A 13,758-nucleotide genomic window follows, 5' to 3' on the forward strand; every position below is an offset into this window, starting at 1 on the left:
AAAACCGAGGCCCCCGGCAGACGGCGATATCGCCATCTTCAGGAGGTTCCTCGGTTTGTTTTTGCGGAGCTTGGTAAACCAACACAGACAGCGCGGGTCCCTGTCGGGCGGCGTCGGCACCTTTTTCCAGTGCCTCCCCCACTCGCGCGCGAATGGGAGGAAACCTGGCGATCTCCAGCCATGACCTGCACCCAGTACACTGCCCCCAGTCCGCTTACCAGCACCTACTGCGCGCTAACGGCGGCCAGCACTTCCTCCGCATGGCCTTTCACGCGGAGGTTGCGCCATTCGCGCACCAGCTTGCCCTTCTCGTCAATGAGAAAAGTCGAGCGCACGAGCCCCATATATTCGCGGCCGTACAGCTTCTTCAACTGCCAGACGCCGTACAGCTCGCATACTTTGTGCTCCGTATCCGCCAGCAGCTCGAAGGGCAGCTCGTACTTGGCCGCGAATTTCTCGTGCCTCTCCGCCGGATCGTTGCTGATGCCGATGACGACCGTGTTCTGCTTCCCGAACTCCGCATACGCGTCGCGGAAGTCGCAGGATTGCTGCGTGCAGGCCGGCGTCATGTCCTTCGGATAGAAGAAGATGACCACCTTATGGCCGATATAATCGCTCAAGCGCACCTCTCGTCCGCCCATGGCCGGAAGCGCGAAGTCCGGCGCCTTTTTCCCCACGGCCGCTTTCGCTTTGATTGCTGCCATTATCCCATTTCCCCTCTCTTAAACCTTGTTTACGACCCTGCGCCCCGATATCGTTTCACCCCATGATTCCAGATGAACAGCCCGATGCCGAGCACGATAACTCCCATAAGCGGCGTGTATGGCGCCAAATCAGACAACCCCGTCTCGTTGCGCCCCAAGAAATACGAAGCCGGAATGACGCCGACAAAGGCGAACGGCAGCAGCCACGTCAGGAAGAAGCGGATGATTTTGTTATAAATGTTGACCGGGTAACGGCCGTAGTTCGAAATATTGTACATCAGCGGCAGGATGCCCGTCGGCGCGTCGGAATAGAACGAAATCGCCGTAAGCGACGTGAATATTCCTGCATAGATCATAACCGAACCGATCGTAAACACGGCCAGCATGATGATATCCATCAGATGGAATGTCAGCCCCAGATCGCCCCAGCTCACGATCATGATGATCAGGCCGATGAACGAGCCGAACAAGGACGGCGGATCGAGATTTTCGAGCAGCACCTGATATAAATTATGAGCCGGGCGCGTCAGCACGCGGTCCATTTCCCCCTTGACGATGTACCGCTCGCTGAAATTCCAAATGTTGAACAAGGCGCCGAAGATACCGGATGGCACCATGAAATAGCCATACACGAACACCACTTCGGCTTCGGTCCAGCCGCCGAGCGTCGGCGTATGCCGGAACACGATGAGGATGAAGATGAGATTGACGGCTTGGAACAACAAGTCCGACAGCACTTCGATCCAGAAATCCGCCCGGTAGGTGAGCTTGGTTTTGACGTAATTCTTCATATACTCTGCGGCGAGCGACCAATAGAACATGCTTCCTCAACCTCCCTGCACGAACAAACGGGTCCGCGCCTGACGCCATACCCATGCAATCGGAATGATCAGGACGACGAACCAGACGACTTGAATGCCGAATACGCGCGCAACCTCGGATCCCGTTATCCTGCCGGTGAAGACGGAGCTTGGCAGAAACGTAATCGCTTGAAAAGGCAGCCACTTCATCGTTACGGCCAGCCAGCCCGGGAAGAACGAGATCGGCACGATGACGCCCGAGAACAAGTCGACGAGCACCCGCTTCATGCGCAGCATGCCCTCGTTGTTTTCGACGAAGAAAGCAAATAAGCCTACAAGCATGTTGATTTGCGTATTAATAAGAAAACTGAACAACAGCATGACGAGGTAGATCGCCCAAATCCCGAGGTCGGACGGCAGCTTCACGGGGAAAATCAGACAGACGAGCGCCAAGCCCGGCCCCATGAACAAGAAAAGCCGGAACAACCCTTCTCCGAACCCTTGCATCAGCTTGACGAACAAGTAGTTGTACGGGCGGATAAACTGCACCGCAACGCTGCCGTCGCGGATTTCGTTTGCGATTTCGCGGTCGAGGTTATTGAAGTAAAAGGCTCTCGCCATCCACGAGACCGCGACGTATGTCGTCATCTGCGCGAGCGTAAAGCCGGCCAGCACCTTCTGCTCCCCGTAGATCGCTTCCCACAGAAAATAGTACGCGCCGATGTTGATCGTGTAGATGACGATGCCGCTGTAGTAGTTGACGCGATACGCCAGCATCATCAGAAAACGGATGCGGATCAAATCCAGGTAAGCGCTGTTCATGACTTCGTCTCCTTATCGGAGGAAGCGGCTGCGCCGACGGGAACCGGCGAGTCGGCGGCCGTTTGGCCGGCAGGCGAACCGGTCGCCGGTTGCGCCGCGGAAGCCGCGGTTGCCGCCGACGAACCTGCCGAGCGGGCGTTTGCGGTTCCGGCAACGGCTTCCGGCGCCGTTGTTGCCGTCACGGTTGCGGTTGCTTCTTGCGGGTGCGCCGTTGTTGCCGTCACCGTTGCGAAGTCGGCGCTAGCCGGAACGGCCGAAGCGGATACACCTTCTGCCGGCTCTCCTGCCGCGCCTTGGCTGAGCTTCGCCGCCGCTTCGTTCGAGGCCGAGCCCGACGAATAGATTTCGCGGACGATCTCATCCGTGTTCGTCTCCATGATCTTGATGTCGCGGATATCCGAGCTTCCGCCGACGACGCGCGCCAGCGCGTCCGATACGTTCACGGCATGCGGCAGCCACATCGTCGCGGTCAGCTCGTTGTCGATGCTCCATTCCACGCCGCTCAAACCGTCCGTCAGGCTTCTAAGCGCATCGAGCGACGGCTGATCGCCGAACTGGAATTGCAGCTCGCGGCCTTTGCTCCAGCGGGATTTCAGCTCGTCCAATCCGCCGTCATAGATAATCCGGCCATCGTCAAGCATGATCACGCGCGAGCACAACGCCTCGATATCTTGCAAATCATGGGTCGTCAGCAAGATCGTGGTCCCTTGTTCTCGATTAATTTTTTTTAAGAATTCGCGGATTTCCGTCTTCACGACGATGTCGAGGCCGATGGTCGGCTCATCCAGAAACAGGATCGACGGATTGTGCAGCAGCGAAGCGACGAGCTCGCAGCGCATCCGTTGACCGAGGCTCAGCTTCCGAACGGGACGATTGAGCAATTCCCCAAGCTGTAGACGTTCCACCAATTCATCTAGGCGCTGGCGATACTCCGGTTCCGGCACCCGATATACTTTGCGCAGCAGCTGGAACGATTCGATTACGCCGATATCCCACCATAATTGACTGCGCTGACCGAACACGACGCCGATGCCGCGCACGAACTTTTCCCTTTCTTTATAAGGCACGAAGCCATTTACCATCAGGTGTCCCGAGGTAGGGACGAGGATGCCCGTCAGCATTTTGATCGTCGTCGATTTGCCCGCTCCGTTCTCGCCTATGTAGCCGCAAATCTCGCCTTGCGGAATTTGAAAGCTGATATCTTTGACCGCCGTGATCTCGTTGTACTCTCGTTTGAACAGATCCTTCAGCGCGCCCCCGAGACCTTCGCGGTTCTTCTGTACCTGGAATTGTTTCCGTAAATCCCTTACGTCAATCGCCAGCATTTTGCGTTCCGGCTCCCTTCATTTCGACATTTCCTAGGAAATATCCGGCCTATTCGTTTCTATCAGATAAAACTTGATTCTCTACGACAATCCATTTTATAATTTTATGATATGTAATGCTATACTGTTTGTTAACGTTAGGTCAATTTGCCCTCATCTCTATAGCAATCTAGTAGAACGTATATTTCATCTGTTCCGAAGCGGGTCTTCTCCTCGTCCGTTCGGACCTATTACAAGGAGGAACTACAAGCAAATGGCTCGCGCGAAGCAACCTAAACAACCCAAACGGAAAAGACCCTGGAGATGGGCGCTGTTAAGCGTATCCGTCGTGATTTTGGCGGTCGTCGGGTATTTTGTATACGAGGCCTACGGATCCATTAATGGACTCAAGAAATTAAGCGAACCGACGAACGATCCTAAATTCACCGATTATGAGGTTACCACCGCTCAGAAGCCGTCTGAATGGGAAGGCAAGGAACGGGTCAACATTCTGATCATGGGCGGCGACAACCGCGGCTTGAAGGATAACGAGAAAGCCCGCTCCGATTCCATGATGGTCGTCTCGATCGATCCGGTTAAGAAGGATATCCACCTGTTCTCCGTGCTCCGCGATACGTACGTGGACATTCAGGATCACGGCCATGACCGCATCAATACGGCTTTCGCCGTAGGCGGCGCGGATCTTGCGATGCAAACGATCGGCGAAGTGCTCGGACTTGATATTCAATATTATGTGTATACCGACTTTGAAGGATTCAAATCCGTGATCGATGCGATCGGCGGCATTCAGAATTTCGACGTTGAGAAAGACATGAACTACGTCGACAACGCGGACGGCAACCGGTACGATATCCATCTGAAGAAAGGCGTTCAGGATCTCGACGGTACCAAGGCGCTGCAGTACGTACGCTTCCGTCATGACGCGATGAGCGACTTTACCCGCACGGAACGCCAGCGCAAGCTGCTCGGCGCCGTAGCCGACAAGATGAAGAGCGGCTGGAGCCTGCTCAAGATGAAGAAGATCGTAGACAGCGTCGATGGCTACGTGAAAACGAATATCGACGTCTCCGATATGATCGATCTTGCCCAGCTTGGCGTGAAGAGCCATATCGCAGGCCAGGCTCAAGTGCCACCGATGGACTTGATTAGCGGCGAGAAAGTCGGCGGAGCCTCCGTGCTTGCCATTTCCGACGAGGATAAGGTAAAGCAATACGTACAGGATGAACTGACGAAGGATACGACCATTACGACTTCGACCGATTCCTCCGTTCAAAGCAACGGTACGGGATCGAACACGAATACGACCAGTACGGGCAGCGGCAACACTGCCAATGGATCTGGGCAATAAGATTGGAAGAGGGAGCGTGCCGACGGATTCGGCCGCTCCCTCTTCTGTTGTGTTGGCCCGTGCCTCAGAGGTACAATAAGAATTGCGATTTTCTTTCTGGGATTCATGTAAGAGATGCATGCATATGCTGAGACTCAACCGACACTAAGGAGGCACCATCCATGTCCACCACGCATCGCCCGCGCTCGGAGGCACTCTATGCCGAAGCGCTTCAACATATCGTCGGAGGCGTCAACAGCCCTTCGCGTTCCTTCAAGGCCGTAGGCGGCGGAGCGCCCGTCTTCATGAAGCGCGCCCAGGGAGCGCATTTCTGGGACGTCGACGACAACCGTTACATCGATTACTTATGCGCGTACGGTCCCATCATTACGGGCCATGCGCATCCTCATATCACGGAAGCGATCACGACGGCGGCTGCGAACGGCACGCTCTACGGCACGCCGACGGAGCTGGAGATTACGCTCGCCCGCATGCTGAAGGAAGCCATTCCTTCGATGGATAAAGTCCGGTTCGTCAACTCCGGCACGGAAGCCGTCATGACGACGATCCGCGTCGCCCGCGCTTACACGAAGCGGAGCAAAATCATTAAATTCGCCGGCTGCTACCACGGACATTCCGATCTCGTACTCGTCGCCGCCGGCTCCGGACCGTCCACGCTCGGCATTCCCGACAGCGCCGGCGTGCCCGTCAGCATCGCAAGCGAGGTCATTACCGTGCCGTTCAACGATTTGAACGGCCTGCGCGCGGCGCTGGACGCATTCGGCAGCGATGTCGCAGCCGTCATGGTCGAGCCTATCGTCGGCAACTTCGGCATGGTTATGCCGGAGCCCGGCTTCCTAGAAGGGCTCTGCCGGATGACCCGCGAAGCAGGCGCGCTTGTCATCTATGACGAAGTCATCAGCGCTTTCCGGTTCCATTACGGCAGCGCGCAAACGTATGCCGCGTTCCCGGACCACGCCGCCATCGAGCCGGATCTGACGGCGCTCGGCAAGATTATCGGCGGCGGACTGCCGATCGGCGCCTACGGCGGCCGCAAGGCCGTGATGGAGCAGGTCGCGCCGCTCGGCCCGGCCTATCAGGCGGGCACGATGGCCGGCAACCCGGCCTCCATTTCGGCAGGCATCGCCTGCCTGGAGGTACTGCAGCAGCCAGGCGTGTACGACCGCATGGATGCGCAGGCAGCGGCGCTTGCGGATGCGCTGCAGGCCTCGGCGGACAAGCACGGCATTCCGCTGACGATCAACCGCATCCGCGGCTCGTTCTCCGCGCATTTCTGCAGCCATCCCGTCACGAACTACGACGAGGCGCAGGATACCGACGGCGAGCGCTTCGCGCAGTTTTTCCGCTTGATGCTGGATCAGGGCATTTGCCTGGCGCCTTCCAAATACGAGGCTTGGTTCCTGACCACGGCCCATTCCGACGAAGACATCGCCGCCACGATCGCTGCGGCCGAGCGCGCTTTTGCGGCGATGACCAGCCAGCAATAAGAAAATAACAAGCAAGCCATTGCAACGATGACAAGCTTGCCCTGCACGAGCCATCGCGCGTCACGATCGCGAGTCGCCCATTCCCCTGTCAACAACAAGAACGCCTATCCTCACTGAGACTGAGCGGCAGAAGTGCTTCCCACACCGCATAAACCGGTGCAAGACGCTTCTTCAGCCGGCCGGCCAACCGTACTCGCTACGGCTGTCGGCCTTCTCCGAGGCTAGGCGTTTTCGCGTTTATTTATTTAAAGCATGACCGCGACGAGCGTCACGATCGCGAACGGAATGAGAATCAGCGTGATGACGACGATCCACCCCATCGGGCGACCGAAATTGACCGTCCATCCGATGCCGTATTTCTTCGGTACGAAGACGGCCGGATCTTTCGGGTTGTAATACAATCCGCCTCCGGCCAGCCAATGCGCGCCATCTCCGTCTCCGCCGGCGCTTTGCCCTTTCAGGCCAAGCCGTCTTACCGTCACGACGAGTCCGACGATCCCGCCGACGACGAGCACCATCATGACCACCGTCACGGCCGCAAGTGCCTCGTTCGGCCACCCGTAGAGCATCGTTGCCTGAATGTAGCTGAAGAACGCGGTCAGCAGCAGCGACAAGCCGTATAGAAATACGCTGTTCACGAACCTGAACTTGTGCTGCTTTGCCTCGCTCGCCCCCTTGTCCAACGCTTGGGCGCTGGCCGTCTGGGCAATGACCGCGTTCGTGCCCAGAATCGTAACGAGCAGGCAAAGCTGCACGATATTGAGCAGGAACACGGTTCCCCAGCTTTTATCTCCGAAACCGTCGGGCTCGAAATGGAGGTTGTAATGCGTTGTCAGCGTCGGCGGAATGTCCTTCCACAGCAGCGCCGCCATCAGTACGGAGCCTGCGATCAGCAGCCCTTGCAGCCAATACCAATGCAGAGAGAGCGTGCCTCTCCGGTTATTCGGTATGTCCTTCATTCCAATGAATCTCCCATCCTCGATAAATCACTGCGGTAAATCGCGACGCAGGCCCTGCTGAATTCCGCCTCCGTCATCCCTCTGGCCCTGCCTTCCGCCGCCAGCGCGCGCAGCCGGTCATGCATGCGCTCCATGAACCGCTCCGTCAGCTTCGGCATTTCCTCCTTCGGCGGCACGAGCATGCCCAGCCTGCCGTCATAACGTTCCACCAGAAAGCCATCCTCCAGCAGGCTTCGGTAAGCTTTGTGCACCGTCTGCGACTTGATGCGCAGATCCGATGCCAGCCGCTTGGCCGACGGCAGCGTCTTTCCAGGCTTCAGCGTCCCCGAAGCGATACCCGCGATAATTTGCTGCGCGATCTGCTCGTGAAGCGGCACATCGCCCTGCACGTCAAGCTCGATGAACATCCCGCCAGCCTCCCCATCCCAAATAGCGTCTTACGCTATTCTATGCAAAAGAACGCCTCTTCTCCCGTCATATGCGGACGGAATAAGAGACGTTCTTCGTCAGTTGCCGGCCTCTGCCCGTTGAAGGGCTGTTACGAATTCGTCATGCATGCGGCCATTGGATGCCACGACATGACGAACGCCGAGATGATAATCATTACCTTGCACATCCGTAACGGTGCCGCCCGACTCCTTCACGAGCAAGGCGCCTGCCGCCAAGTCCCAAGAATTGAGGCCGATCTCCCAGAAGCCGCTTAGCCGTCCCGAGGCAACGTAGGCCATGTGCAGCGCGGCAGAGCCGGCAGAGCGAATATTGCGCACTTGCGGAGCAATCGCCTGCAGCTGCTTCATATTGAGCGGCTGCGCGTAGTGCGGGTCGGCGGGGAAGCCGGTCGCCAGCAGGCTTTCTCGCAGCGTCGTCTCGCCGGAGACGGCCATGCGCCGGCCGCGCACGTAAGCGCCTTTGCCTTTCTCCGCCACGAACAGCTCGTCTCTCATCGGGTCGTATACGACCCCGACGATGACTTCGCCGCGGTACGCGAGCGCGATGGATACCGAGAAATAAGGAAACCCGTGCACGAAGTTCGTCGTTCCGTCAACAGGGTCCACGATCCATAAGTATTCCGCGTCCTGCACGCTTTGCAGCGCTTTCGTAGAAGCCTCCGGCCCCGGTTCTACGCCTTCCTCCCCAAGAAACGAGTGATGAGGGAAATGCGTCCCTACCAGATTGCGGATCATCGTCTCCGCGCCTTTATCCACTTCCGTCACCAAATCCTGAGCGGAATGCTTTATCGATAGGCTTGTATGATTGCCAAGCTTAGTCTTAATCCATTCACCGGCCTTGGCTGCGCAATTAATCGCAACGGCGGTGAAGCTTTTGCCCCCGATCACAGGGATATCATTCCCATCGTTCACGGTATATCACACTACTTTCCTATGAATTCATCATTGCTTTACTACTATACGGAGCCAGACAGTCAAAGTTTCGTCGAAATGGGCTGCCCTGAAGTAAAACCATTCATTTGCCCCGTAATCGCAGCGCTTACACACCGCCTTCAAAGTTTATCATTTTCCAGATGCATGCACAAATCAGCCATAAAAAAACCGGCTGCATCGCCATTAAGGCGACATCAGCCAGTTTTAGTGAAAAGAATGGATTACAGCTCTTTCGGCGCTACGCCGGTCGTTCTCGCTTCGAACGACCATTGCAGATTCAACGCATCGTTTTGGAACTGATCTTGGTTTTGACCGTTGTCTTCGAACGTGAATCTGACGATCAAGCTATCTGACGTGTGGGATTTAAGTCCTGCGGCTTCCTCATGACCTGCCAGCCACTGGATAATATCAAACTGCGTATTTTCCGCTGCGTCCGGAGTTCTGGTTAGCAAATCGTAAAGCGTCATGCTTTCTACGACCTGATCCGACTTGTCGATGTTTCTCAAGAATTCTACTTTAATGTATTTGCCTAGATCCTCACTATTGGCAATGCCGTTATCTTGAACGGTGTATTTTGTCGACAGGTAAATCTTACCGATATCGAGAGATCCGTCATTGTTGAGTTTAAAGGTTTTTGTCATATGATCCCCAGGAGCAAGATTAGCGAAGCTGATCGTCTCCGTTTGGCTCGTTCCTACGTTCAAGTCAACATTACCGGCAGCAAACGTACCTGTTTTTACGGCAGTATCACTAAAGTAAGCGAACGTTCCTCCGCCAATCAACGACAAGCCAAGTGCTGCAGTAGCCAATCCAAGACCCAATTTCACTTTAATGCTCATTTTTCATTTCCTCCCCGGATATCCTCTTACGAGGTTGTAATATATATTGCATCCCTACGATAGGCGCAAGGAGAACAATCACTAGGACAATGCGTCTGGGTTCGATGGCGCCGCCGGAGCCGCCGGTTGACTCTTCTTCTGCTCCAGCTCCGAAATCGCCTTCCATGTCGTGACGACGGAGTAGATCAGCAGCAACAAGCCCGGTACTAGCAGCAGAAGCAAGCTGCCTTTCTTCGAATCGGCGAAGTTCATGCCGTAGCCCACGTAAGGGATCGTGAACCCGGTATACTTGCCTATAATGCGGGAAGAAGGAATCGGGGTCGTATCCGGCGTTTGGTTGTTATCGCCTTTGGTTGTATAAAGCTTCTGTCCGTCCTGCTCGGCCACATCGAAGATACGGTGCGTAACAATCATGTCTTCGCTATTTTTGAACGTAATGACGTCGCCTTTCGCGAAGCGATTCATATCTCCGCCCGGCTTGATCGCTACGATTGAACCCGTTTTAATTCCCGGCTCCATGGAGCCAGATAATACGATTTTAATTTGGTAACCGAGCAGCTCGGGAGCGCCCCCGGATGCCTTGGACATGACCGTGGACAAGGCCACGATCAGAAACAGTACGATCAGTACGCCGGTTACGAAATGGCTGACGATTTTCTTGAGTTTCATTGCGATACACCGCCTGATTCATCTGAATTTTGAGCCTGTCCGGTTCTTGAAGGACCGGACGATGACATTTGCAGCAAATCATTGGAACTTTTGACTTCTGACGATTCTTGTTGCGGATCCGGCGGCGGGTCTTGTTCTGCGCCTTGGCCTGCATCTGGCGCCTTTCCTTGACCCGTTTTATTGTCCTGCGCCATATCAGGCTGGCCTTGCGGCTCGTCTTGCGGCTGATTATTCTGCGGAGCCGATTGCTGGTCTTGCGTCACCGTGCTCGGTTCCGCAGCGTTGTCCGCTTCTGCATGCTGTTCGTTACCAGCGTCAGGCCGCTCTGCGCTTGAATTCTCTTCGTCCGCCGATTGTTCCGCCGCAGCCTTCGCTTGCTCGGCAGCTTCGGCCCTTGATGCCAACAGCTCATCAATTCCGGCTACACGTGCTTGCAGGTTGCTTTGCAGCTGCGACAGAGCTCCCGAGGCATTGTCCAACGCGGCTTGTTTCCCGTCATATAGCGTTACGAAGCTATCTGCGACCAGTCCATCATTACTCTGAGGTTGTTCCCCCGGCCGTGACACAGTTCCGGATTGATCGGAAGCAAGCGCTTCATATACTTGTTCGGCCCGTTGATGCAGAGCCGGCGAGCCCGTAAGATCGTTATCAGTCGCACTTCCGAATTTCGCCAGTAGGGACGTATCATTCACCCGCAGGCAATTTGCGTCTACAGTGTTCACATCATTCTCCAGCTGCCCCAAGACGGCTCCTGCCGCGCCCAGCTCTTCCTGCACGGTCTGCAATGAATGTTCATTCACGGCTTTAAGGGAAGCAATCGATTGCAGCTCATCCGGAATGCCTGCTAGCCGGTTAAGATACGAAGTCTTCAGCTCTTGCAGCTGCTCGTCCGAACTCGCCTCAAGATTAGTCGTACTCGGTGAGCTGGCATCCGGAGCCGCGCTTCCGGCTATCGAAGCATATGCAGCGTTTCCTTGACGGATATGATCGTTCCACTGGCCTAGCAGCGCTTCAATATCTTGCGGAAAGACGGGACAGATGCCAATGCTTGACGTCGCTTCCGAAGTCGAGGTGAATGCGCCGTAGGTCAGCCCCGCCCGGCTTGATGTCAAAATAAACACCAACATCAGCACCATAACGCCGTTGATAATATAAAGTGTCGTTTTCAACCTGCGAGCCTTCCGTTTCTGTTTCATTCTCTGCGATCTCAGCAAGACGAGCCCCCCAGTATCGACAAGGTTGTTCTTTAGGATGTTTACGCTCGTTCTTTATTGAGAACGTTTTGCGCTTTAAATATAACCTGAACTTCCTGAAAATGAAAAGCCGGAAATTCGCTCGATTATTCTTGATTAAGAACAAAATATGTAGTTTATGCACAATTATACAGCGCTTTTCTTACGTTATCTCCAGAATCCTCTACTTATTGTTCTTTATAAAGAACATTCAATTTTTTATCCATAAACAATACCGAGAGTCAGTCCTTCTGTTCAGACGCAAAAAAACCGACCTCTCGGGCCGGCTTACAATAACATGACACGCAACTTTACAAATCCATAAGCACCCCTTAATATGTGGATAAGCACCAAGGTCCCACTCCTGCAGGGATGCAGGGTTTGCTAAACTCTATGAAACAAAGGATGTATGAGCATGATCGAGGATATCGGAAAGCAAATCCATCAATTGCGAATGAACAAAGGAATGTCTCTATCCGAGCTTGCCGACCGGGCCGAGGTGGCGAAATCCTATATCAGCAATGTCGAACGCGGACTGCAGTCCAATCCCTCCATACAATTTCTCGAGAAGGTTGCCTCCGCGCTGGACGTGACCATCCATTCTCTCTTATATGGCAACTTGAATGCCGACGAACAGTTGCTTGATCCGGATTGGCAGCTGCTGCTCAAGGAAGCGATGTCCTCCGGCATTAGCAAGACGCAGTTCAAAGAGTTTTTGGAGTTTCAGAAATGGAAGAAGAACAACGAAACCGCGGAGTAGTAGTTCATGCTAGGCTTGTCGCCTGTAATCGCTTACATTATTGGAAGCTTCGATAAACGAGCGTATCTCTTCCACCGTCAATCCGAGCTCCTTAGCTTGAAGCAGCAAGGTAATCCATTCTCGTTTGGCGGCCTCGTCCTTCGCGGAAGTGAACATAACCCTCTCTCCCTCCCTGTCTATCAAGTCATTTCCCTCCCTGCTGCTTGATGCAGGACCATTGCACTATTCTATCAACTTCACTTGTCTCAATGATACAATGTGTAACTTAAAAAGGTTGTCGAACTCTGCCTGTCCGCAAATTTTTTTCTTTCCCTCCATAAACTGCGCTCCCAGCATCATCGATCATAGTTCCAAAGATAGAATTGTCGAATTTCAGAATCATTTGCGATTTCTTGTCCCATCTCCGGATCAAAAAAAGCGATTTCCGCATTCAAGCCGCAAGCAGCCCGAACCGAAAATCGCCTATGAAACGTCTATGAATTCCTGTAAATCCGCTTATACCCCGACGATATTATATCCGTTATCGCAGTAAATCACTTCGCCCGTAATGCCGCGCGCGAGATGGCTCAGCAGGAACATCGCCGTGTCGCCGACTTCGGAGGCATCCGTCGTTTTGCGGAGCGGGGATTTCTCCTCGACCTGGCGCAGAATCGAGTTGAAATCTTTGATGCCCTTGGCAGCCAGCGTCCGGATCGGTCCGGCGGAGACCGCGTTGACGCGGATACCGTGCGGGCCGAGATCGGCGGCGAGATAACGTACGGACGCTTCCAGCGCCGCTTTGGCCACGCCCATGACGTTGTAATTGCGCAGCGCGCGCTCCGCGCCGAGGTAGGTCATCGTCATGATGCTGCCGCCCTCCGTCATGAGCGGATACAACCGCTGCGCGACAGCCGTCAGCGAATAAGCGCTGATGTCGTGCGCAAGCGCGAAGCCGGCACGCGACGTATCGACGAACATGCCTTCCAGCTCTTCGGTCTTCGCGAAAGCGATACTATGTACGAGGCCGTGAAGGACGCCGAAGCTCTCCCGGATTTGATCGGCAAGACCTTCGATCTCTTCATCCACCGTTACATTGCACGGCAGCAAGATGGACCCGGAAATCGTATCCGCCAGCTTGCGCACCCGCTCCTCTACGCGCTCGTTCTCATACGTGAACGCCAATCGTGCACCTTGCGCCGCCAGCGACTGCGCGATGGCCCACGCGATGCTGCGGTCGTTCGCTACGCCCATGACGAGCATATTCTTCCCTGCCAATAATCCGTTCATTGAATCACAATCCTCTCCGTATAGTGGTGATGCCAATTCGGAAGTAGGACCAGGGTGTAAAGGCTGAAATGATAGCGCTTCCTTTACCAAAAATAACGTAAGAGGCGCAAAAGATCAAGCCTCATTGCAAGCCTCTTTTGCGCCTCTGTGCGATATCCGTTTGAT

The 13,758-nt window shown here is 54.8% G+C and carries 14 protein-coding genes and 1 pseudogene; 3 read left to right on the forward strand and 12 right to left on the reverse strand.

Going from position 1 to position 13,758, the window contains the following annotated elements:
• Nucleotides 1-224: 224 nt before the first annotated feature.
• The 4 genes and pseudogenes from bcp to GZH47_RS12100 form a co-directional block, all read right to left on the reverse strand.
• Nucleotides 225-704 carry a thioredoxin-dependent thiol peroxidase gene (gene bcp / locus GZH47_RS12085; RefSeq protein ID WP_162640315.1) on the reverse strand — a complete coding sequence of 160 codons (480 nt, stop codon included), beginning with the start codon at nucleotides 702-704 and terminating at the stop codon, nucleotides 225-227.
• A gap of 29 nt (nucleotides 705-733) precedes the next feature.
• Nucleotides 734-1,525 carry an ABC transporter permease gene (locus tag GZH47_RS12090; protein ID WP_162640316.1) on the reverse strand — a complete coding sequence of 264 codons (792 nt, stop codon included), beginning with the start codon at nucleotides 1,523-1,525 and terminating at the stop codon, nucleotides 734-736.
• A 6-nt stretch (nucleotides 1,526-1,531) separates the two neighbouring features.
• Nucleotides 1,532-2,326 (reverse strand): ABC transporter permease, encoded by a 795-nt coding sequence (locus GZH47_RS12095; protein WP_162640317.1) that lies wholly within the window; start codon nucleotides 2,324-2,326, stop codon nucleotides 1,532-1,534.
• A 290-nt stretch (nucleotides 2,327-2,616) separates the two neighbouring features.
• Nucleotides 2,617-3,651: pseudogene (locus GZH47_RS12100) on the reverse strand (ABC transporter ATP-binding protein); the annotation flags it as partial.
• 253 nt (nucleotides 3,652-3,904) lie between these two features.
• Between GZH47_RS12100 and GZH47_RS12105 the strand changes: the two are divergent.
• Nucleotides 3,905-4,999, forward strand: coding sequence for an LCP family protein (locus tag GZH47_RS12105; RefSeq protein WP_162640318.1), 1,095 nt, complete (start codon nucleotides 3,905-3,907; stop codon nucleotides 4,997-4,999).
• 161 nt (nucleotides 5,000-5,160) lie between these two features.
• Complete coding sequence (locus GZH47_RS12110; protein ID WP_162640319.1) at nucleotides 5,161-6,486, forward strand: glutamate-1-semialdehyde 2,1-aminomutase; 1,326 nt, start codon at nucleotides 5,161-5,163, stop codon at nucleotides 6,484-6,486.
• Nucleotides 6,487-6,731: 245 nt separating this feature from the next.
• Here the strand turns inward: GZH47_RS12110 and GZH47_RS12115 are convergent, their stop codons facing one another.
• The 6 genes from GZH47_RS12115 to GZH47_RS12140 form a co-directional block, all read right to left on the reverse strand.
• Entirely contained in the window at nucleotides 6,732-7,445 is a 714-nt protein-coding gene (locus GZH47_RS12115) for a DUF5808 domain-containing protein (protein WP_162640320.1), read from the reverse strand.
• Nucleotides 7,442-7,852 carry a GntR family transcriptional regulator gene (locus tag GZH47_RS12120; protein ID WP_162640321.1) on the reverse strand — a complete coding sequence of 137 codons (411 nt, stop codon included), beginning with the start codon at nucleotides 7,850-7,852 and terminating at the stop codon, nucleotides 7,442-7,444. The genes GZH47_RS12115 and GZH47_RS12120 overlap by 4 nt, the downstream gene beginning before the upstream one ends.
• A 99-nt stretch (nucleotides 7,853-7,951) precedes the next feature.
• Nucleotides 7,952-8,806, reverse strand: coding sequence for an inositol monophosphatase family protein (locus GZH47_RS12125; RefSeq protein WP_162640322.1), 855 nt, complete (start codon nucleotides 8,804-8,806; stop codon nucleotides 7,952-7,954).
• A 242-nt stretch (nucleotides 8,807-9,048) separates the two neighbouring features.
• A complete protein-coding gene (locus tag GZH47_RS12130; protein WP_162640323.1) occupies nucleotides 9,049-9,666 on the reverse strand; it encodes a TasA family protein in 618 nt (205 codons plus the stop codon).
• A gap of 81 nt (nucleotides 9,667-9,747) precedes the next feature.
• The gene (gene sipW, locus GZH47_RS12135) at nucleotides 9,748-10,335 is read right to left on the reverse strand and encodes a signal peptidase I SipW (protein WP_162640324.1); all 588 of its coding nucleotides are present in this window, start codon (nucleotides 10,333-10,335) and stop codon (nucleotides 9,748-9,750) included.
• Complete coding sequence (locus tag GZH47_RS12140) at nucleotides 10,332-11,504, reverse strand: hypothetical protein (protein WP_162640325.1); 1,173 nt, start codon at nucleotides 11,502-11,504, stop codon at nucleotides 10,332-10,334. The genes sipW and GZH47_RS12140 overlap by 4 nt, the downstream gene beginning before the upstream one ends.
• A 478-nt stretch (nucleotides 11,505-11,982) precedes the next feature.
• Between GZH47_RS12140 and GZH47_RS12145 the strand changes: the two genes are divergently transcribed.
• Complete coding sequence (locus GZH47_RS12145) at nucleotides 11,983-12,327, forward strand: helix-turn-helix domain-containing protein (RefSeq protein ID WP_162640326.1); 345 nt, start codon at nucleotides 11,983-11,985, stop codon at nucleotides 12,325-12,327.
• 9 nt (nucleotides 12,328-12,336) lie between these two features.
• Here GZH47_RS12145 and GZH47_RS12150 read toward each other — a convergent pair whose 3' ends face one another.
• Entirely contained in the window at nucleotides 12,337-12,483 is a 147-nt protein-coding gene (locus tag GZH47_RS12150) for an anti-repressor SinI family protein (protein ID WP_162640327.1), read from the reverse strand.
• 339 nt (nucleotides 12,484-12,822) lie between these two features.
• Nucleotides 12,823-13,593 (reverse strand): enoyl-ACP reductase FabI, encoded by a 771-nt coding sequence (gene fabI, locus GZH47_RS12155; RefSeq protein ID WP_162640328.1) that lies wholly within the window; start codon nucleotides 13,591-13,593, stop codon nucleotides 12,823-12,825.
• Nucleotides 13,594-13,758 lie beyond the last annotated feature (165 nt).

Source organism: Paenibacillus rhizovicinus, from assembly GCF_010365285.1.
GTDB classification, from domain to species: Bacteria; Bacillota; Bacilli; order Paenibacillales; family Paenibacillaceae; genus Paenibacillus_Z; species Paenibacillus_Z rhizovicinus.